The sequence below is a fragment of the Burkholderia lata genome, from assembly GCF_000012945.1.
GTDB classification, from domain to species: Bacteria; Pseudomonadota; Gammaproteobacteria; order Burkholderiales; family Burkholderiaceae; genus Burkholderia; species Burkholderia lata.
Genome location: NC_007511.1, coordinates 1,339,431 through 1,359,327, shown reverse-complemented (window position 1 = coordinate 1,359,327; position 19,897 = coordinate 1,339,431). Strand labels below are relative to the sequence as shown.

Below are 19,897 nucleotides of genomic sequence, written 5' to 3'. Positions count from 1 at the left end.
TCCCCGTGGCTCAAGTGGACGACGCGTCGGTGCCGGCACCGACTGCGTGGCGATGATGGGCGGCCGCATGCAGCGCGCGCTGCAGCTTCACGCGTTCGAGTGCAAGATCGGGCGCCTGCGCGGGCTCCGTCATCTCCTCGCGATCCTTCCATTGCAGCTTCAACGCGTCGATGTCGAGATCGATGTCGTGCAGCGGCGGATGGCCGGGCGGCAGGTATTCGGCTTCGACGAGCACGCCGCATTCCGGGCAGTAGTATTCGAGAATCCGGCACCAGTCCGGGTCCGGCGAGTACGTACGTGCGTAGCGGTTCGGATCGAGCAGCGGCTTGTGGATCTCGCGCGGATCGCGATCGTGGACGAGCAGGCCGCGCTTGTAGTTGTCGCGCGCGCTGCCGTGCGCATGACCGCAGCGCCGGCATTCCCATTGCTCCGTGCCGAGATCGATGCGCAGGGTTTCGGTAATCAGGACTTTCATTATTCGTTCTCCGTGCCGCTGCTGAGCAGGATGTCTCCGGCGGAATTGATGTCGAAATGCCAGCCGGCGTCGATGCGCCCCGTGAAGAACGCTTCCTCGAGCACCGCCGGGCCGGCCGCGCGTACCGCGACGCCCTTCGGTTGATCCTCGACGCGGTACAGCGGCAGTTCGGCTTCGCGGCCATCGACCACGACGCGCCGCGTGCCGTGCGCAACGGCGGGCTGGTGGCCGGTCTCGTCGAAGCGGCCGTCCAGCGTCGCTTGCGGCATGCGCTTGATCGCGGTCAGCGACACGGACAGCGTCGCATCCGGTGCAAGCCCGGCCGGCAGCGTCGTGCCGGTCACCGCGTGCTCGCTACTCCGGCCGTCGGCACCGGTCGCTTCGATCGTATAGACCAGCCGGCAGTCGTCGATCGCCGCGTCTTCACCGAACATCGCACGCGATGCCTGCGTGAACAGCGTGTCCATTGCAGCAGCGAGGGCGCTGTCGGTCGCTTCGGCAAGCGGCGCCGAGAAGCTGTGCCCGACATCCGAAAAACTGATTCCGTACGCGGAAAACACGGCCGCCAGCCCCGGAATCAACACCCGCTTCACGCCGATCGCCTCCGCGACGCGGCATGCGACGAGCGCCCCCGCGCCGCCGAACGCGGCAAGCGTCGTGTCGGGCCGGATCGACGCATAGGCGGTGAGGCTGTCGGCGACTTTCTTCACCCACGCGGCTTCCATCGCGGCGAGCGCTTCGAGGTCGCCCATCTTCAGCGGATCGGCCACATGCGCATGAACCGCCTGGCGGGCACGCGCCTTGTCGAGCTGCAGCTTGCCGCCGAAGAACGACGCGGGATCGAGCAGGCCCGACAGCGTGAACGCATCGGTGATCGTCGCCTGCGTGCCGCCGAGGCCGAAACAGGCCGGCCCCGGCGCGCTGCCGACGCTTTCCGGCCCCACCGCGATGCGTTCGCCCGCTACGCGGATGATCGAGCTGCCGCCGACGCCCGCACTGACCACGTCGCACAACGCGAACGACGTCGCGACGCCTTCGACGTTGCCGCGCCGGTCCGCGCGCACGCCGCGTTCGTCGACCACGCCGATGTCGGTCGTCGTTCCGCCGATGTCCATCGACAGCAGATGCGTCAGCCCGTAGTGCCGGGCCAGCACACGTGCGCCTTCCATCCCGCCGCGCGGGCCGGAACTGTAGGTCTTCAGCGCGATCGTCTTCGCGACGCGCCCTGCATAGCCGTCGTTGCGGAACACGAGCAGCGGGCTCTGCGCGCGCGCGTCGCGCAGCTTCTGTTCGGCGCTGTAGAGAAAGCGCTCCATCGCCGGATGCAGGAACGCGTTGAACAGCGCGGTCCACGTGCGGCGCACATCGCTCGCATCGTCGGCGATTTCGTGTGCATACAGGATCGGCAGCGCGCCGAGCAAGTGGGGCGGAAAGCTGCGCAGCAGCTTGCGCTTCAGGCGCTGTTCGAGTTCGACGCGGCGCGGGCCGCCGATCGCCACCACGAGCCGGTTGGCCCCCGACGCCGCGAGTTCGCCGACCGCGCGGACTACGTCGGCTTCGGGCGAATCGCCGGACAGCGTGACTGCGCGGCTGCCGATCACCGCGTCGAACAGGTCGGCAGCGCCGTCGGCGTCGCGCACCTGCGCGGCCGACAGCGTCCCGCCGACCACGAGCCCGAGCCGCGGCCCCTTGCGCTCGACGAGTGCGTTCGTCCCCTGGGTCGTCGAGTAGCGGATCGCGGCCGTCGACAACAGCAGCGCCTCCAGGTCTTCGTTGCCGTAGATCGCCACGGACGCCTTGCGCAGCCCGTCGAACAGGCATTGCGACAGGTCATGCGGCGTGGTCAGCGTCTTCGTGCGGATCACGTTGTCGCCGTCCATCACGCAGATGTCGGTCAGCGTGCCGCCGTTGTCGATGTTGATCAGGCGATGTCGCGCGGTCCGTGTGCCGGACGTGCCCGATGCCGCGTGCTGGATCGAATCGGTTGGGATTGTCATGAGCTCTCTCGCTTCGTGATCGGCCGGTTCAGGCGCGGCGCGGCTGCCGTGCCTGTGCAGCGCGGCGCATGTCGATGGGCGCGCGCGGCTCCGTCATGCAGCCGTGCGGCGTCGGAAAAGGAAGGGAATGCACGTCGTCTCCTGTCTGGTTATGTTCGTCGTGGAATCAGTGTAGGCAGCGGCCTGTCGGCCGCCGCCACCCGTCCGGGTAGTTATCGGGTATGGATTGCCCGTATCGGTGGCATCCGCGCGTCAGGTACCGGCCGACGCGTTCGCGCCAGCCCGCTCGATCGCCGGCTTCACGCTGTCGATCGCACCGCCGCCGTCACACGGAATCACGGCGCCGGACACGTACGACGCATACGGCGATGCGAGGAACAGCGCGAGGTTCGCAATGTCGTCGATCGAGCCGAACCGGCGCAGCGGCACGGCCGACTCGGCCAGCGCGAGTTCGTCGTCGGTGCGGGCGATCAGCTTGCGAAAGCCTTCCGTCCCGTCGATCGGGCCCGGCGAGATCGCGTTGACGCGCACGCCGTCGGCGCCCCATTCCAGCGCGAGCACGCGGGTGAGCTGGTCGATGCCGGCTTTCGCCGCGGACGCGTGTGCCTGATGGCGCATCGGCACCGTCGCCTGCGGTGCGGTGATGCTGATGATCGACGCGCCCGGCTTGCGCAGATGCGGATAGGCCTGCCGCATCACGTTGAACGAGCCGATCAGGTCGATATCGATGACCGTGCGGAAACCGTTCGCCGACATCGCGTTCGCGTCGCACAGGAAATTGCCCGCCGCGCCGGATATCAGCACGTCGATCGGGCCGAATTCGCGCACCGCATCGCCGAGCGCGGCGCCCACCGCGTCGAAATCGCGGACGTCGGCGCATGCGCCATACACCGACGCATGGGTCGTGCGCAGTGTCTTCACTGCAGCGTCGACGTTCTCGCGTTTGCGGCTCGCCACGCTGACGGCCGCGCCGCATCGCGCGAATGCTTGTGCGATGCCGAAGTTGATGCCGGTCGTGCCGCCGAAGACGAACACGTGCCGTTGCTCGAAACCTATCTCGATCTGCATGCCACCCTCCTGTCGAAACCTGTGAACCCGTCGTCAGAACAGGTGGCGCATGCCGATCACGGTGCCGAACGTCGACCCGTTCGCGCCGTACAGCGCACCGTTCGTCGACAGCCCCGTATTCATCTTGCCGTGGTTGTTCACATAGCCGAGCTGCCCGTACAGCAACGTCGCCTTCGACAGGCTGTAGGTCAGCCCTGCCGCGGCGAGGATCGAGTGGTTGTTCGTGTCGTTGCCGTCGCTCGTGTACCAGACGCCGGCGTCGGCGCTCACGACCGGCGTGAACTGATAGGCAGCGCCGCCGCCGTAGACGCGGCTGTCGAACGAGCCCGCGATCTTGTAATTGACGTAGGCGGCTTTCACCGTGAGCGCGTCGTACTGATAGCTCGCGCCGAGCGTGCGCCCGGTAAACGGCACCGTGCTCGGTACCGGCGTCGCTGCAGCCGTGCCGCCCGAGTTGCCGTTGTACATCGCGGCACTGACGAGCAACGGCCCAACCGTGTAATTGAGGCTCGCCGAATACTGGCGGCCCGCCTGGAAATCGCCGGCCTTGCCGCCGAGCGCAAGCATCGCGCTGCCCTGCAAGCCCGCCACCACCGGGCTCGTATACGAAATCGCATTCGCGTTGAAGATCCCCGTCACGAGCACGCCGCCGACATAGATCGGCACGCCGCTGCCGAAGTACGACACGCTGCGCGCGTCGGTGGCGATCAACGACAGCACGAACGGCGAGAACTGGACACCGGCCTTCACCGTGCCGTAGCTGCTCTCGATCCCCACCCACGCCTGCCGGCCGAACAGGTTGCCGTTCGAATCCGCATAGCCGCCGTTCGACACGTCGATGCCGCTTTCGAGCGTGAAGAGCGCCTTCACGCCGCCGCCGAGATCCTCGGTGCCTTTCAGGCCGAACAACGACGGCGTCATCCCGCCGGTGATCATCGATACCTGATGCCCGGCATTCAGCCCGGTCTTCGGATCGATCGCCTTGCTCGTATAGAGGATGCCGGCGTCGACGACACCGTAGAGCGTGACACTGCTTTGCGCATGCGCGGGCAATCCGGCCGTGGCCAGCAGCACGCCGGCAACGGACGCGAAACGTTTGCGGGACGGGATGATCGTCATCGGGAATGTCTCCTGTTCTAGTCTCTGTTTGTTGGATACCGGTGCTTCGCTGTTGCGAATGCCCGCCGGACCGGATGCCGCGGCTTGCCCGGGCCCGGTCGTTGCGCGGCGGAGTCCGACCGTCCGTGCGCATTGATCGGCAGGATGGCCGTCGACGCGCGGGCGCCAATCGGAAGCAGGACGAAACAAATCACGTCCCGCGCACCTGGTTTTGCGCGGGAGTCACGACCCGGCGGTATCGCCGCCGTTCAGTCGCGTTGTTTCTGGAAAAGGAGTGTAGGTATGGGGGGGACGGGTGGCAGCTACCCGTTCGGGTAGTTTGGGAGCATGGATTCCCCTGATCGGGGATGTGCATGCCAGCGTGAGCAACACCGGCCAAGTCATGCGCGACGGCGAAAATATTACGAACTACTTTCGCGCGAGCCTGACCGGGTCATCCCGCGCACCGCAACCGTGGTCACGTTCCGGCCGAACGCACGCCAGGTCGCGTTCGGTGCAACGGCCATTCGTCGACGGCGATTTCGCGCGCGCACCGCGACGCCGGCGCCGCGGCGCACCCTCTCCCGTCCACGAACCGGTTGCCGCTCACGCCACGGCGGCAACTTGCCCGCCCCCGTTGCTCATGCACTTACGACGCACCACCGACGACACGTCGATAGACGTCCTTGTTCTGATAAACGCGCCCGTCGGAAAATCGACCGAACACCGAGATCGTCATCCAGACGCCACTGCCATCCAGCCGGCGCTCGGCCCAATGCACCTTTTCATTGTTCTTGAATGCCGACGACCGCAGCAGGTCGGGCGGCTCGAACTCGAAACCGAGCTCGTCGGCAGCGCTGGTGCTGGAGTAAGGAAACCGTCCACCGCCCAGCTTTCCGGCGAAGCGGATCTCCCGCGTACGCCCCGCAGCAGTGCGCCACCGCGACGTGATGTCCAGCCAGCCGTCGTCATCCAGCGCGACGGTGTAGGTGCCGTCCAATGGCGGCATCCCGAACGCATAGACCGAGCGCCCCGGTTCGAGCGCCCAGACGCCGAGGAACGGGAAGTCCCCCGGCGCGGGCGCTACGCGCCCGTCTGCCGGAAGCGGCGCGTTCATTTGCGGACTTCGCAAAAGCCGTCCTTGCAGATCCCGGCATCATCCGACGCTGGGGCCGGCCCGGTCTCCTGCGTGGCGGCCGCGGCGATCGCCGCCTGTTCGCGCAACACGCGCACGAAATCCGCGACATCGCGCGCGCCCGACACCGACGCCTGCCCGTTGATCACGAAGTAAGGCACGCCACGAATCCCCCGTTCGAGCGCTTGCTGCTCGTCGGCACGCACCTCGTCAGCAAAGCGGTCGCTGCCCAGCACGGCATCCACATCGTCGGCCGCCAATCCCGTCTCGAGCGCCAACGAACGCAGCACCTGCCGGTCACCGATATCCTGCCCCTCGGTGAAATATGCGCGCAGAAAGCGCTCCTTGACCTGATCGCCGATTCCCTCGTGTTTGGCAAGGTGGATCAGGCGATGGGCATCGAACGTATTGCCGGGCCGCGCGATGCGCCACTGGAAATCCAGCCCCATGCGGCGCGCTTCCTGTTCCTCATGATTCAGGATGGCCAGCGCGCGCTGGCGGTCGATGCCGTACAGGCGATTCATCACGTCCGGCAGCGGCATGGCATACGACTGCGGCGCGGAAGGGTTCAGCTCGAAGCTGTGCCACTCGATGTGCGCCGCGATGCCGGTCTGCTCCAGCGCCGCTTCCAGCTTGCGTTTGCCGATATAACAAAACGGGCAAATGACGTCCGACCAAATATCGATTTTCATGATTGCTACTCCATCGTGCAGGAAACCCGAACCCGGTTCAGGATTCGCTATTACCCCCTCGCAGCAGCACCTTCCCGGCACTGCTTCGGATACCGGATGCGCTGGCTACGTCACCCAGGTCGTGGACCGCGGCGACGGGTAGATTGAAGCCGTTGCGCTGCGCGATCGCAAGAATCTCGGCCACCATCCTGGCCCGGTACGCGTCGCTCAGTTTCTCGACCTTGCGCAATCCCCAGAAGCCTCGCACCGTCGCCTGCTTGAACAGCACGTCCTGGAAGTCGATGTTCAACGGCTGATTGCTCAACGCACCGAATACCACCAGCGTCGCGTTGTCGTCCATCACGTGAAGCATTTCACCGGTCAGACTGCCGGCCACCGAATCCAGCGCATGGAGCAGCGGCTCGCCGTTCAGCGCGGTCTTGATACGCGCCTGCCAGCCGTCGACGGTGGTGTTCTCCACCACGTCCACCCCGAGCTTCCTGAGTTCTTCGACCTGCGCCGCCTGATTGACCAGGGCAATGACGCGAATATTCCGCGCGGCGGCCAGCAGCGCCACATTCTTGCCCACGGCGCCCGCCGCGGCATTCAGCATCATCCATTGGCCGCTTTGCACGCCCAGGTCGTCCAGCACCACCATGGCACTCGTCGGCATGATCAGCAACTGCGCCGCGAGTTCGTCGCTGATGCCGTCGGGTACCGGCAGCACCTGGTCGGCCGGCGCCACGAACGCATCGGCCCAGGTGCCGAACGCGCCCGACACGGACACGCGCTGGCCGACTTGCAGATGGGTCACGCCCTCGCCCACGGCCAGCACGCGCCCCACCGCCTCGGTGCCTGCACGTGCCGGCAGTTCCGGCTTGATGCCATAGGTGCCGGCAATCTGCATCAGGTCGTGGTTGTGGATGGGCGCCAGGATCATCTGCAACAGCACCTCGCCGGCTTGCGGCTGCGGACGCGCGACGTTGCGAATCTCGAGCACCTGCTCGGGCTGGCCCATGGATTGATGAATGGCGGTACGCATGACGGACACTCCGTGTGTCTGGTTTGAATGAGGTCATGGTACGCAGCCGCCATCTTTTCCCTTGATCTCACGAGACAAAGTTTTTATATTGCGAGACATGACGGCAATCATTCGTTCGACAGGCATGAAGGGCTACCGCGAGCTCATGACGACGCTCGGGGTCGATCCGATGCCGCTGCTGCGCAAGCACAAGCTTCCGGCCGACCTTGGCGATGTGGACGACGCGACGGTTCCGATTCTGTCGGTGATGCAGCTGATGGAAGACAGCGCCGCCGCCGCACACCGACCCGATCTCGGCCTGCAGCTGGCCGCCCGCCAGGACATCGACATCCTCGGCCCGCTCGCAATGGCCATCCAGCATTCCGCCAATGTCCGCGAGGCCATGACGACAGCGTCCCGCTATCTGTACGTCCACAGCCCGGCCGCGCAGCTTTCCGTGATCGAACCGAGCACGCTGGTCCAGGATGCGGCGGAGATCCGTCTCGAGTTGGTGGTTCCTCGTGCGCCCGTCTGCCGGCAAGCGCTCGATCAGTGCCTGGGCAGGATGCACCATCTGGTGCGGTCCTTCGCGGCGGACAACTATCGGCTGCTTGCGGTGGCGTTCCCGTACGGGAACAGTGCCGACCCGGGCGCCTATGCGCGTTTTTTCGGGCAAGCGCGCATCTATACGGAGCAGGAGCACGCCGGTTTGCACGTGTCGCCGCAAACCCTTGGCAGCCGGCTGGAGAACGTCAATGCGTCGCTGAAGAACATCGCGCTGGAGTATCTGCAGCGGCACTACGGCGACCCCGGATTGTCGATGGTCGAGCGCGTGCGACGGGCGCTGCATTGCACGCTCGGCGCGACCGGGGGAAGCAAGTCGGCGATTGCGGAGCTGCTGTTCGTGCATCCACGCACCATGCAGCGCAAGCTGGCCGACGAAGGCGCGACTTTCGAGGGGGTCCGGGATGAGGTCCGGCAGGAGATCGCATTGCGCTACCTCCAGCAGACGACCATCCCGCTGGCTCAACTGACGAGCTTGTTGGGGTTTTCCGATCAGTCGGTCCTCACCCAATCGTCCATACGATGGTTCGGCATGCCTCCGTCGAAGATCCGGGCAAGTTCGCGACCTCGAGCGCCCGCTGCCGCGAATCGATCGTCATGAGCGTCGTCGAATCGACGCCACCTTCGGTAACACGTCTATCCGGATGACGACGATCGGGCGGCGTCGGAGTCGGCGGGCCGATCCGGGAGCAGGCATGCCCTTCCCCTTCGTCACAGAGGACGCATCGGCGAAGGCAGCCTGCCGGTATGCAACGAGAAACCGCCCATGACGTTCATCCACTCGCCTCGCCTCCCGCCGCATTGACGAGCATGCGCGACAGCAAATTGCCCAGCATTCGAAGCTCGTCGTCGCTCGCAAACGCGCGCAGCTCGCACTGGATCTCGTCTTGCAGGCAGCGCCACGCAGCCGCGATCCGGCGCCCGTCACACGTGAGCGACACGTAGACGATACGGCGGTCATCGTCCCGTTGCGCCCGCTCCACGAGATACCGCGCCTCCAGCCGGTCCACCAGACGCGTCACCGCGCTGCCGGCAATGCCGCAGGCATCGGCCAGTTCGCCGGCCGTCAACGGCGCGCCGCAATCGAGCACGCGCAGGATCGACGCCTGCGACTTCGTAATGCCGAGCGCCTGCTCGACGCGCCGGTCGATGCACCGGGACTGCAACGAATCGGCAGCCGACAGCAATGTCACGATCGACATACCACGGTGGCGCCTTTCCGGTAGGACGGAATTCGAACCAGACATTCCTGGTGCCATCTCACCGGATCGTTCTTTCGCGATTTCAAGCTCTGTTGGTACGGGATTCATCACAGCACTCATGGATCGCGGCGCAACGCCCTTCGTCGAGCGCCCGATGCATTCATCCTTGAATCAGGGTGCGGACCACTTCGGTCACTTCAACCCTGTCCGGATTGCGGCATCCTGGCCGCGTCAATTCCCGGTGCAGCAATCCGCTCAGCGTCGCGTGAACCACGCTGGCGATCACCGCCGGTTCATGCTCGCTCGCCAGCTGCCCGGCCGATATCGCACGACGCAACCAGGCATCGATGCGCTGTTCCGCCGCGTACGCAGCCTGGCAAACCCGTTCGCAGAAAGCCGCCGTTTCCTTCGCGTTTTCACATCGTGTGTACGACAGCGTGTACAGCCGGCGGGACAATTTCGAGCGTGTCGCGATCCGCCAGCACGCACCGAGTGCATCGATCAGCGCGTCGAGCTCATGCTCGGCATCGTGTCGCGACGCAATCAGGAAAGGGTCCAGCGGGATCGCCGCATCGGCGAAGATGGCATCGAGCACCTCGAGCTTGCTCTCGAAGTGCCAGTACACGGCCCCGCGCGTGACGCCGGCCCGGCGGGCGATTTCCTCAAGCGACGCATGCGCGAAGCCATGATCGAAGAACACGCCCTGTGCCGACTCGACGATGATGGCCCGTGTCGCCTGTGCCTGTTCACGGGTTCGTTTCACCATAACGTTTCCGAACGTCCATCCGGGTCGGGATGGCTCGCGTGTCACATCGCAGCGGCCCGGTAAGGGCATGCGATTGCGTGCCCCGGGTGTCGGGGCACGCATCCTGAATCACCGAACGGGCCGGGCCCGTTGCGGCGTCCTCCTTCACGTCGGCGTATGGGTCAACCCGGCGGATGCGCGGCCTGCCCGGTCGACACGTCGGCTTTCACCGTGCGGTCCTGCCAGCCGCCGCCCAATGCGCGGTAGAGGTCGACCGTGTTCGACATCCTCGCCAGCCGGACCTTGACCAGGTTCTGCTGCGCGTCGTACAGCGACCGCTGGTTGACGAGCACGTTCACGTACCCGTCGACACCCTCGCGATAGCGTACGTCGGACAACCGGTACGCCGACTGGCTCGCATCCACCAGCAGCCGCTGGGCCGTTTCCTGCTGGCCCCAGGTCGCACGACCGTCGAGCGCATCGGAGACTTCGCGAAACGCCGTCTGGACCGCCTTCTGGTACGTCGCGACCTCGATGTCGCGATTGACCTTCGACACCGCCAGGTTCGCGCTGTTGCGCCCGTAGTCGAAGATCGGCACGCTGATCGTCGGCCCGAACGACCACGCCGCGCTGCCGGGATCGAACAGGTTGCGCAACGACGCACTGGCCGTACCGCCGTTCGCCGTCAGCGAAATGCTCGGGAAGAACGCCGCGCGGGCGGCGCCGATGTTCGCATTCGAGGCCATCAGCTGATGCTCGGCGGCGATGATGTCCGGCCGCCGCGCGAGCAGATCCGACGGCAGTCCGGCCGGCAGGTCCTCGTCGAGCCGAACCGTCGCCAGCGATTCGCGCGACAGCAGCGCGTCATCGAGGGGCACGCCCACCAGCAGCGTCAGCGCGTTGATGTCGGTCCGCACCTGCCGGTCGTACTGCGCGAGATTCACTTCCGCCGCTCGGACGGTCGTTTCTGCCTGACGCAGATCGAGCAGCGACGACGTGCCGTTGCGGTACCCCGCTTCGGTGATCTTCAGCGACGCCCGCTGGCTGGCGAGCGTATCGGCCGTCAGCACCTTGATGTCCTGGTCGGCCTGCAGCGTCAGCCACGCAGTGGCCACCTCGGCGATCAGGCTGATCTGGGTGGCCTTGCGCGTGGCCTCGGTCGCCAGATACGTCTGCATCGCCTGCTCCGTCAGGCTGCGGATCTTGCCGAACAGGTCCAGCTCGTACGACGCGACGCCCCCGACGTTGTAGGACCGCGTGACGCCGGCTTGGCCCGTCGTCGACAGGTCCGACGGCAGCCGCTGGATCGACCCGGACGCGCCGGCCGACAGCGTCGGCAGCAGGTCCGCCCGCTGGATCCGGTACTGCGCGCGCGCCGCTTCGATGTTCAGCACGGCCACGCGCAGGTCGCGGTTGTTTTCCAGCGCCATGCCGATCAGCGTCTGCAGGTGCGGGTCAGTGTAGAAGTCGCGCCAGCCGACTTCCGCGGCCGACGGCTGGCCGGCGTTGTCCTGCGCGGCCGTCGCGTACTGCGCGGCGACCGACGGGTCGGGACGATGATAGGTTGGGATCATCGTGCAGCTCGCCATCAGCAGCGCAGCAGGCAATACCGCGAGTTTCAGGATCTTCATGCGGTCACCTCGTCAACCTTGTCGATGTCGTCGGCCTTGTCGGCCTTGCCTTTCTTGCCGCGCGAGAACAGGCCCGTCACCAGCACATAGAACAGCGGCACGTAGAACACGGCCAGGAAACGTCGCGGTCATCATCCCGCCGACCACACCGGTGCCGACGGAGTGCTGGCTGCCCGAGCCGGCGCCGTTCGAGATCGCGAGCGGCAGCACGCCGAGCACGAACGCCATCGACGTCATGATGATCGGGCGCAGCCGCAGCCGTGCCGCCTGAACGGCCGCCTGCATCAGCGACATCCCTTCTTTTTCGTACAGCTCTTTCGCGAACTCGACGATCAGGATCGCGTTCTTCGCGGACAGGCCGACCGTCGTCAGCAGGCCCACCTGGAAGAACACGTCGTTCGTCAGGCCGCGCGCCAGCGTGGCGACCACCGCGCCGATCACGCCGAGCGGCACGACCATCAGCACCGAGAACGGCACCGACCAGCTCTCGTACAGCGCGGCAAGACAGAGGAACACGATCAGGATCGACAGTGCATAGAGCGCCGGCGCCTGCGAGCCCGACAGCTGTTCCTCATAGGACAGCCCCGTGACCGCCAGCCCGAATCCGTTCGGCAGCTGCGCCGCGATCTTCTCGATCTCCTGCATCGCTTCGCCCGAGCTGTGGCCGGCTGTCGGCTGGCCCTGCAGTTCGACGGCCGGAATGCCGTTGTAGCGCTCGAGCTTCGGCGAACCGTATTCCCAATGCCCCGACGCCACCGCCGAGAACGGCACCATCTGGCCGTTGCTGTTGCGCAGATACCATTTGTAGAGATCCTCCGGACCCACGCGCGCATCCGGCAGGCCCTGGACGTACACCTTCTTCACACGGCCGCGATCGACGAAGTCGTTCACGTACTGGGAACCCCAGGCAGCGGTCATCGTATCGTTGATGTCGGCGATGCTGACCTGCAGCGCACGCGCCTTCTCATCGTCGATATCGATGTGGAACTGCGGCTCGTCGTTCATGCCGTTCGGGCGAACGTTGGCCAGCAGCGGGTTGGCATGCGCGAGCTTCAGGAACTGGTCGCGTGCCGCCATCAGCGCGTCGTGGCCTTGACCGGTCCGATCCTGGAGGTACACGTCGAAGCCCTGCGAGTTGCCCATTTCCATGATCGCGGGCGGCACGATCGGAATCACGATGCCGTCCTTGATCTTCGAAAACGCCGCACCCGCACGCTGTGCAAGGCCGAACACAGTGGTGTCGCTCCCCTTGCGCGCGGCCCACGGCTTGAGCCCGACGAATGCCAGTGCGGAGTTCTGCCCGCGCCCCGCGAAGTTGAAGCCGTTCACCGTGTAGACCGATTCGACGATATCCGCCTCGTCCTTCAACAGGTAGTCACGCACCTTCGCCAACGCATCTTCGGTCCGTTCCGCCGATGCATTGCCCGGCATCTGGAGCTGAACGAACAGCGTCCCCTGGTCTTCGTCCGGCAGGAAGGCCGTCGGGATGCGCGTGAACAGGAAGCCCATGCCGACCACGATCAGCAGGTAGATGACGATGTAGCGCCCCTTCTTGCGCAGGATCGCCGCGACTGCACCTTCGTAACGGTCGGTACCGCGGTCGAAGGTGCGGTTGAACCACCCAAAGAAGCCCTTCTTCACGTGATGATCGGCGTCGCCCGGCTTGAGCATCGTCGCGCACAACGCCGGCGTGAACACCAGAGCAACCAGCACCGACAGCGCCATCGCCGACACGATCGTGATCGAGAACTGGCGATAAATCACGCCCGTCGATCCGCCGAAGAACGCCATCGGCAGGAACACGGCCGACAGCACCATCGCGATACCGACCAGCGCGCCCTGGATCTGCCCCATCGACTTGCTGGTCGCTTCCCGCGCGCTCAGCCCTTCCTCGGTCATCACGCGCTCGACGTTCTCCACCACGACGATCGCGTCGTCGACCAGCAGGCCGATCGCCAGCACCATGCCGAACATGGTGAGCGTGTTGATCGTGAAGCCGCACGCGGCGAGCACGCCGAACGTACCCAGCAGCACGACCGGCACCGCCAACGTCGGAATCAGCGTCGCGCGGATGTTCTGCAGGAACAGGTACATCACCAGGAACACGAGGATGATGCCTTCGATCAGCGTCTTGACCACTTCGTGGATCGACGCATGAACGACCGGCGACGTATCGTACGGAACGACGATCTTCACGCCCGGCGGCAACAGCGGTTCCTGTTCCTTGAGCAGTTTCTTGACGGATTCCACCGTCTCGAGCAGGTTCGCGCCGGTCGCCAGGCGCAGTGCAATACCGGCCGACGGCTTGCCGTTGTACATACTCGAGATCGAGTAGTTCTCCGGCCCGAGGCTCACGGTCGCGACGTCGCCGAGCTTGACCTGCGAACCGTCGGCATTCACCTTGAGCAGGATCTGCTTGAACTCGTCGGCGGTACGCAGGCGCACCTTCCCGATCACGGTCGCGCTCAGTTCCACGCCACGCCGCGTCGGCAGGCCGCCAAGCTGGCCCGACGATACCTGGACGTTCTGCGACCGGATCGCGTTCGTGACATCGAGCGGCGTGAGCGAATAGCTGTCGAGCTTCGCCGGATCGAGCCAGATCCGCATCCCGTACTGCGAACCCATCAGCAGGTAGTCGCCCACCCCTTTCGTTCGCAGGATCGGATCCTGGAGGTTCGACGCCAGATAGTTGCCGAGGTCGCCGCTCGACATTTTTCCGTCTTCGGAAACGAGCGCCGCGACCATCATGAAGTTGATCTGGTACTTGACGACGCGAATCCCCTGCTGCTGCACTTCCTGGGGCAGAAGCGGCGTCGCGAGCGACAGCTTGTTCTGCACCTGGACCTGCGCGATATCGGGGTTGGTGCCCTGGTCGAACGTCGCGACGATCGTCATGCTGCCGTCGGCGTTACTTTCCGACGACATGTAACGCAGGCCGTCGAGACCGTTGAGCTGCTGCTCGATCGGCTGGACGACCGTGTCCTGAACCGTCTGCGCGGACGCGCCCGGGTAGCTGACCGTGATCGACACCGCGGGCGCCGCGATGTTCGGATACTGGTTGATCGGTAACGACCGAATCGCCAGATAACCGGCCAGCATGATGACGATGGCGATCACCCACGCAAAGATGGGCCGCCTGATAAAGAACTGTGACATGCGCGCTCCGACTAGCTGCCGTTTGCCGTAGACGGCGCGGCAATGCGCGCGTCACCCAGGTCGACATGGACGTTCGTCGCGGGCACCGCAACGACCTTCATGCCGACCTGCAGTTTCTGCACGCCTTCGGTCACCACGCGCTCGCCCACATTCAGCCCCGAGCGGACGAGCCAGGTATTGCCGACCGTCCGGTCCACCGCGAGCTGCTTCAGTTGCACCTTGCCGTCGGCATCGACGACCCAGGCCACCGGCGTGCCCGTCGTATCGCGCGTAATGCCCTGCTGCGGCACCAGGATCGCGTCCCGCTTGACGCCCTCGTCGAGCTTCGTGCGCACGAACATGCCCGGCAGGATCTGGTGATCCGGGTTCGGGAACTGGGCACGCAACGTCACCGAGCCCGTGCCTTCGTCGACACTGACTTCGGAGAATTTCAGCGTGCCGCCGTGCGCATACGACGTGCCGTCCTCGAGCAACAACCCGACGCTGGCCGCGCCCGCGCTAGCGGTCTGCAACTGACCGTCGGCGAGTTCCTTGCGCAGGCGCAGCATGTCGGACGACGACTGCGTCACGTCGACATAAATGGGATCGAGCTGCGTGATGACCGCCATCGACTGGGACTGGCCGTTCGTGACCAGTGCGCCTTCCGTCACGAGCGAGCGGCCGATGCGCCCGGCGATCGGTGCGTAGACCTTCGTGTAGTCCAGGTTGACCTTCGCGGTATCGAGATCGGCCTGTGCCTGGCGATACGAGGACACCGAGTCGTCGTACTGCTGACGGCTCACCGCGTTGTCGGCAAGCAGCTTTTCATTGCGCTCGGCGAGATGCTGCGCCGATACCAGCGCGGCACGCGCCTTCTCGTACGCGGCCTTGTACGGCGCATCGTCGATCTGGTAGAGCTGCTGGCCCTGCTTGACATCGTCGCCTTCGACGAAGAGCCGGCGCTTGATCACGCCGTTGACCTGCGGGCGCACCTCCGCAACACGCCACGAATTCGCGCGACCCGGCAACAACGACTTGAGCGTGATCTCCTGCGGCTGCAGCGTGACCACGCCGACCTCGGGGACAGCCGCCACCGCGGCTTCCTTCTTCTGGCATCCGGCGACAGCCATCGACCCGACTACGACACACGTCGCAAGCAAGGCGGTTCTCTTGGGAATGATCATCCGGTACATACAACATCCCTCACTGTTCGTTTCATGTTTCTCACTCTCAACGTTGCGAATCCGGCCGCCACTGGGGAAGCCCCTCCGTGCGCCGGGCTGAACGACAAGTCCGGTTCGTCTGTCCATATGGACGCCTGCTCGGCGCATCCGCCGTCGCGACGCACATACGATCCGCCGCACGCAACCTCGAATCGGCAAGCGGCACCGGATTCAACGATTTCTGCGCGCAGCATGACTCCCACCCATTCAGTAGGTGTACTGATCGATAAGAAAGGACGTTAACGGTGCCGAACCTCCCGCCCGTTAACGCACGACCGACGCAACGACTCATTCGTACGAGTGAGCACGCGATGCGACGGGACATCCACCCGGCGTGGCAGGCACGCAACCCGGGTTGCCGGGCGCCTGTCGTGCCGGGGCGGAAGCAGAGCGCGCTGCGCGCTATCCGTCCCCGATGGCCGGAATCCTCATGGTCGAAATTTATTCATCACTTGTTGATTTATTGCGATGGTAGGGCATCCGTCGCGACGCTGTCAACCGTTCGATCGTCACGTCATGCGACCTCACGGCATGCTCGAAGCGGCGTCAGGCGGCTCGCACGCGGCGAAGCAGGCGGCCGATAGAAGCCATGCTCAGACAACGGGAGCGATGCGCCATATGCCCCGACGGTCAATGCGGTTACGTGATCGATCCCCTCGGACGGGGGCTGCACGTCGCTTCAAGCCGGGGTGTCGACAGTGCCGCCACCGCCCCGCACTGCCGGCGCACTCGACGCGCTCAAGCATCGTGGTGGTGCAGGACTGCGACACGCGGCGGCCTGCAATCTTCACGCGGGGTCATTTTTGCGATATCATTTTATTCATCATTCGTTGAATATCGCTTGCGAACTACACAGACGGCCGTTCCCGTGCGCCAGCCGGCCGCCGCGATTGCGAGGCCCGGCATGCCCGGGATGGGAACGGCGCCTGAACCAGAAAACGGATATGGACAAACTTCAATCGATGCGGTCGTTCGTACAGGTCGTGAACGACGGGAGCTTTATCCGTGCGGCCACCCGCCTCGGCATCTCTCAAATGATGATCAGCCGTCGCGTCAACTGGCTCGAGGAACAGCTGGAAAGGCGCCTGCTCGTCCGCAGAACGCGGAGCGTGTCGCTTACGGAGTTCGGGAAGACGTACTACACGCGTGTCAGCGACATTCTGGCGAAGCTCGACGAAGTCGAGCATGCGGTATCGGTGCCCACGCAAACGCCGTCCGGAACCCTGCGCGTAGCGGTCTCCGTCGGCTTGTCGCTGCGGCACCTGTCGTCGTGCCTGCGTGACTATTGCGATTCGTATCCGGAGGTACTGCCGGTGCCCGTGCTGGTCGATCGCCCTGTCGATCTCGTCGCAGACGGCTACGATGCCGGCATCGTCGACCTGTCGTCGTTGTCATGCACGAGCCTCGTCGCACGCGCAGTCTTCAGCGCGCCGCTCATCGCCGTGGCATCACCCGGCTATCTTCAGCGGCGCGGCGAGCCGACGCACCCGGCGGAGCTGGCCGAGCACGCGTACCTCGCGATCTCGGGGCCCCAGCGCGGTAAACCCGAGCTTCAACTGGATAGTGCCGACGGCACCGTCACGATCACGTGCAATCCGGCCGTCGTGGCCAACAACATCGACTTCCTCATGCAGATGGTCCTGTCAGGCATGGGAATCGCGTTGATCCAGCCCGCACTGGTTCAGCGGGAACTCGAGCAAGGCACGCTGAAGCGTGTCCTTCAGGATCACTGGGCCCCGGCGCCCACGTTCGGCATCGTCTACCCCAGCCGTCGCCACTTGCCCGCCAAGGTGCGAACCTTCATCGACCATCTGCTGGCGACGTTCGACGAATCGGGAACCGCACCGCACTGCCCCGCACCGGCTCAATACCAGGCAACCGCGGAGATCGCGTGACAGCCGCTGCCCGCTCGGCAGCATGACGCGCGGGCCCGGCGACCTTCATCACCACGCGCATCGCGGAGACGTCGGCGCGACGGCCAGGTTATCGCAGCAGCCCCATTGCGATCTCCAGCACCCCTTGCTTGAATTTTTCGGGTTGCTCCGGCAGCGTCGAAAACTTCTCGAGCACGTGCCCGTAGGAGATCGTGTTGCTGATCGAATTCACGATCATCGCGTGCAACAGCTCGGGATCGTGAGGCTTCATCTTGCCGGCTTCGATTGCATCCTCGAGAAGCGGAATGAGTGCGTCACGATAGGGGCTGATCAGTCTTTCGACGAGTACGTTCAGGCGCTCGCCGTGCTCCGTCGTGGCAGTCGAGAGAAACATGCCGATATCCGGATTCTCGAACACGCTGTCGGTCAGCAGTGTCAATGCCTGCCTGATCCGTTCGATCGGCGACATCCGGCTGTTGCGCAATTGCTTCGTCGTCTCGATCAGCTGTGCCAGCTGCGCGGCCAACTGGTCGACGACCGCGGTCCACAGCCCTTCTTTCGATCCGAAATGATGGGCCATCAATGCAGGATCGACGCCCGCGAGACCTGCAATCTCCCGCACGCTGGTTGCCGCGTAGCCCTGCTTGGCGAACCGCTGCCGCGCACATCGCAGCAGCGAATCGAAACCGACGTGCGCAGTGCCGGACGGGCGTCCCCTGGTGCGTTTGGCAGTGGGCTGGCGCTTGGCCGAAGTATCGGAGCTGGGCATGCAGGAGTGACGTCGAAGGCGGGAAGATGTCGAAGTATACCAAGCGCATCTTGCCCGCCCCAGGCCGTTATCGTCGAAACGCGCAGCGATCGTTCACCCCGACATACCCGCCACGCCGACACCCGCCGCTCAGAAGAAATGCCGGATACCGATATCGGCACCCACGGTCGTCCCCTGAGCACCGTACAGCGCCCCGTCTGCCGAAATGCCGGTATTCATCGTGCCGTGGTTGTTCACGACAGCCACTTGCGCATAGAGCGCCGTGCTTTTCGACAGGTTGTAGGTGGCCCCGGCAGCGCCCATGATGGAATGATTCGCCGTGTGATTCCGGTCACTGGTGAAATAGATACCGCCGTTGAGATTCAACTGCGGCGTGACGTAGCTGTCGAGCCCCGCACTGTAGACGTTGGAATCGTACGATTGCGCCACCTTGTAGTTGACGAACTGCGCCTTCGCCGTGACGACGCCGAAATTGTAGGTGGCGCCGATCGCGCGCCCCCAGAATGCGACCGTTGTCGGGATCGGCGTCGACACCGTACCGCCGCTGTTGCCGGAATAGATTCCCCCGCTGATCAGCAGATTGCCGACCGTGTATTTCAGGCTCGCCGAATACTGACGGCCGGCCTGGAAATTGCCCGCGGCTCCACCGAGTGCCAGCATCGCCTTGCCCTGCAAGCCGGCGATGGTCGGGCTGGTGTACGACACGGCGTTCGAGTTGAATGCGCCCGTGCCGGTCACGGTATCCGCATAGATGATCAGGCCGCTGCCCAGCTGCGAAAACCCGCGCGGGTCGGTGTCGAGCAAGGACAGGAAGAACGGTGAAAACTGCAGGCCGATCGCCACTTTGCCGAACTGGTTTTCCAGTGCGACATAGGCCTGGCGACCGAACAGGTTCCCGTTCGAGTCGTCGAAGCCGCCGTTGCGCATGTTGATGCCGCTCTCCAGCTTGAACGACGCCTTCATGCCGCCACCCAGGTCTTCCGTGCCCGTCAGGCCAAACTGCGACGGCAGCGAACCACTGTCGACGGCGGAGAACTGGTGCCCCAGGTTCTGACCGTTGGCGCCGGCCGTCTTGCTCGTGTACAACAACCCCGCGTCGACAATGCCGTAAAGCGTGATGTTGCTCTGGGCGTGAGCCACACCGCCCATCAGCGAACCTGCCACCGCGATCGCCGCGCCCTTGCGAGATACCTTCCATCCACCTTCCATGTCCCTCTCCTGTCTTTCCTGATGAGTTACAGCACGCAGAGAATCGTATTTATTTAATGGATTCCTAATCAAAATACCTG

15 protein-coding genes and 1 pseudogene are annotated in these 19,897 nt (G+C 64.8%); 2 read left to right on the top strand and 14 right to left on the bottom strand.

Annotated features, from left to right (window positions below; all coding sequences use genetic code 11):
• Positions 1 to 10: 10 nt before the first annotated feature.
• The 7 genes from BCEP18194_RS28800 to BCEP18194_RS28770 form a co-directional block, all read right to left on the bottom strand.
• On the bottom strand, positions 11 to 475 hold the full coding sequence (locus BCEP18194_RS28800) for an acetone carboxylase subunit gamma (protein WP_011354810.1): 465 nt from the start codon (positions 473 to 475) through the stop codon (positions 11 to 13).
• The gene (locus BCEP18194_RS28795) at positions 475 to 2,472 is read right to left on the bottom strand and encodes a hydantoinase/oxoprolinase family protein (protein WP_011354809.1); all 1,998 of its coding nucleotides are present in this window, start codon (positions 2,470 to 2,472) and stop codon (positions 475 to 477) included. The genes BCEP18194_RS28800 and BCEP18194_RS28795 overlap by 1 nt, the downstream gene beginning before the upstream one ends.
• A 252-nt stretch (positions 2,473 to 2,724) precedes the next feature.
• Positions 2,725 to 3,540, bottom strand: a complete 816-nt coding sequence (locus tag BCEP18194_RS28790) for an SDR family oxidoreductase (RefSeq protein WP_011354808.1) — start codon at positions 3,538 to 3,540, stop codon at positions 2,725 to 2,727.
• Positions 3,541 to 3,573: 33 nt separating this feature from the next.
• Positions 3,574 to 4,659: a porin gene (locus tag BCEP18194_RS28785; protein WP_011354807.1), complete on the bottom strand. Its 1,086-nt coding sequence runs from the start codon at positions 4,657 to 4,659 to the stop codon at positions 3,574 to 3,576.
• A gap of 628 nt (positions 4,660 to 5,287) precedes the next feature.
• Positions 5,288 to 5,755: a hypothetical protein gene (locus BCEP18194_RS28780; RefSeq protein WP_011354806.1), complete on the bottom strand. Its 468-nt coding sequence runs from the start codon at positions 5,753 to 5,755 to the stop codon at positions 5,288 to 5,290.
• On the bottom strand, positions 5,752 to 6,465 hold the full coding sequence (locus BCEP18194_RS28775) for a DsbA family oxidoreductase (protein WP_011354805.1): 714 nt from the start codon (positions 6,463 to 6,465) through the stop codon (positions 5,752 to 5,754). Before BCEP18194_RS28775 ends, BCEP18194_RS28780 begins: the two co-directional genes overlap by 4 nt.
• A 37-nt stretch (positions 6,466 to 6,502) precedes the next feature.
• The gene (locus tag BCEP18194_RS28770; RefSeq protein WP_011354804.1) at positions 6,503 to 7,486 is read right to left on the bottom strand and encodes a zinc-binding dehydrogenase; all 984 of its coding nucleotides are present in this window, start codon (positions 7,484 to 7,486) and stop codon (positions 6,503 to 6,505) included.
• Positions 7,487 to 7,583: 97 nt separating this feature from the next.
• On the opposite strand from BCEP18194_RS28770, the gene BCEP18194_RS28765 reads away from it, so the two are divergent.
• A complete protein-coding gene (locus BCEP18194_RS28765) occupies positions 7,584 to 8,630 on the top strand; it encodes an AraC family transcriptional regulator (RefSeq protein WP_011354803.1) in 1,047 nt (348 codons plus the stop codon).
• A 172-nt stretch (positions 8,631 to 8,802) separates the two neighbouring features.
• Here the strand turns inward: BCEP18194_RS28765 and BCEP18194_RS28760 are convergent, their stop codons facing one another.
• The 5 genes and pseudogenes from BCEP18194_RS28760 to BCEP18194_RS28740 form a co-directional block, all read right to left on the bottom strand.
• Positions 8,803 to 9,339 carry a MarR family winged helix-turn-helix transcriptional regulator gene (locus tag BCEP18194_RS28760; protein ID WP_157687289.1) on the bottom strand — a complete coding sequence of 179 codons (537 nt, stop codon included), beginning with the start codon at positions 9,337 to 9,339 and terminating at the stop codon, positions 8,803 to 8,805.
• 52 nt (positions 9,340 to 9,391) lie between these two features.
• Positions 9,392 to 10,099, bottom strand: a complete 708-nt coding sequence (locus BCEP18194_RS28755; protein WP_011354801.1) for a TetR family transcriptional regulator — start codon at positions 10,097 to 10,099, stop codon at positions 9,392 to 9,394.
• A 59-nt stretch (positions 10,100 to 10,158) separates the two neighbouring features.
• Positions 10,159 to 11,607: an efflux transporter outer membrane subunit gene (locus tag BCEP18194_RS28750; RefSeq protein ID WP_011354800.1), complete on the bottom strand. Its 1,449-nt coding sequence runs from the start codon at positions 11,605 to 11,607 to the stop codon at positions 10,159 to 10,161.
• A pseudogene (locus BCEP18194_RS28745) lies at positions 11,604 to 14,763 on the bottom strand (efflux RND transporter permease subunit). The gene BCEP18194_RS28750 and the pseudogene BCEP18194_RS28745 overlap by 4 nt, the downstream one beginning before the upstream one ends.
• Positions 14,764 to 14,774: 11 nt before the next feature.
• Positions 14,775 to 15,935 (bottom strand): efflux RND transporter periplasmic adaptor subunit, encoded by a 1,161-nt coding sequence (locus BCEP18194_RS28740; RefSeq protein ID WP_011354798.1) that lies wholly within the window; start codon positions 15,933 to 15,935, stop codon positions 14,775 to 14,777.
• Between the two features lie 974 nt (positions 15,936 to 16,909).
• Here BCEP18194_RS28740 and BCEP18194_RS28735 point away from each other — a divergent pair.
• The gene (locus tag BCEP18194_RS28735) at positions 16,910 to 17,860 is read left to right on the top strand and encodes a LysR family transcriptional regulator (RefSeq protein ID WP_011354797.1); all 951 of its coding nucleotides are present in this window, start codon (positions 16,910 to 16,912) and stop codon (positions 17,858 to 17,860) included.
• 88 nt (positions 17,861 to 17,948) lie between these two features.
• Here the strand turns inward: BCEP18194_RS28735 and BCEP18194_RS28730 are convergent, their stop codons facing one another.
• On the bottom strand, positions 17,949 to 18,608 hold the full coding sequence (locus tag BCEP18194_RS28730) for a TetR/AcrR family transcriptional regulator (RefSeq protein ID WP_011354796.1): 660 nt from the start codon (positions 18,606 to 18,608) through the stop codon (positions 17,949 to 17,951).
• 129 nt (positions 18,609 to 18,737) lie between these two features.
• Positions 18,738 to 19,817, bottom strand: a complete 1,080-nt coding sequence (locus BCEP18194_RS28725) for a porin (protein WP_011354795.1) — start codon at positions 19,815 to 19,817, stop codon at positions 18,738 to 18,740.
• Positions 19,818 to 19,897: the final 80 nt, after the last annotated feature.

Excerpts from the sequence above, each read along its gene's own strand:
- BCEP18194_RS28770 (WP_011354804.1), bottom strand. The coding sequence starts at position 7,486 with ATGCGTACCGCCATTCATCAATCCATGGGCCAGCCCGAGCAGGTGCTC.
- BCEP18194_RS28795 (WP_011354809.1), bottom strand. The coding sequence starts at position 2,472 with ATGACAATCCCAACCGATTCGATCCAGCACGCGGCATCGGGCACGTCC.
- BCEP18194_RS28785 (WP_011354807.1), bottom strand. The coding sequence starts at position 4,659 with ATGACGATCATCCCGTCCCGCAAACGTTTCGCGTCCGTTGCCGGCGTG.
- BCEP18194_RS28735 (WP_011354797.1), top strand. The coding sequence starts at position 16,910 with ATGGACAAACTTCAATCGATGCGGTCGTTCGTACAGGTCGTGAACGAC.
- BCEP18194_RS28760 (WP_157687289.1), bottom strand. The coding sequence starts at position 9,339 with ATGAATCCCGTACCAACAGAGCTTGAAATCGCGAAAGAACGATCCGGT.
- BCEP18194_RS28790 (WP_011354808.1), bottom strand. The coding sequence starts at position 3,540 with ATGCAGATCGAGATAGGTTTCGAGCAACGGCACGTGTTCGTCTTCGGC.
- BCEP18194_RS28775 (WP_011354805.1), bottom strand. The coding sequence starts at position 6,465 with ATGAAAATCGATATTTGGTCGGACGTCATTTGCCCGTTTTGTTATATC.
- BCEP18194_RS28750 (WP_011354800.1), bottom strand. The coding sequence starts at position 11,607 with ATGAAGATCCTGAAACTCGCGGTATTGCCTGCTGCGCTGCTGATGGCG.
- BCEP18194_RS28755 (WP_011354801.1), bottom strand. The coding sequence starts at position 10,099 with ATGCGTGCCCCGACACCCGGGGCACGCAATCGCATGCCCTTACCGGGC.
- BCEP18194_RS28725 (WP_011354795.1), bottom strand. The coding sequence starts at position 19,817 with ATGGAAGGTGGATGGAAGGTATCTCGCAAGGGCGCGGCGATCGCGGTG.
- BCEP18194_RS28730 (WP_011354796.1), bottom strand. The coding sequence starts at position 18,608 with ATGCCCAGCTCCGATACTTCGGCCAAGCGCCAGCCCACTGCCAAACGC.
- BCEP18194_RS28765 (WP_011354803.1), top strand. The coding sequence starts at position 7,584 with ATGACGGCAATCATTCGTTCGACAGGCATGAAGGGCTACCGCGAGCTC.
- BCEP18194_RS28780 (WP_011354806.1), bottom strand. The coding sequence starts at position 5,755 with ATGAACGCGCCGCTTCCGGCAGACGGGCGCGTAGCGCCCGCGCCGGGG.
- BCEP18194_RS28740 (WP_011354798.1), bottom strand. The coding sequence starts at position 15,935 with ATGTACCGGATGATCATTCCCAAGAGAACCGCCTTGCTTGCGACGTGT.
- BCEP18194_RS28800 (WP_011354810.1), bottom strand. The coding sequence starts at position 475 with ATGAAAGTCCTGATTACCGAAACCCTGCGCATCGATCTCGGCACGGAG.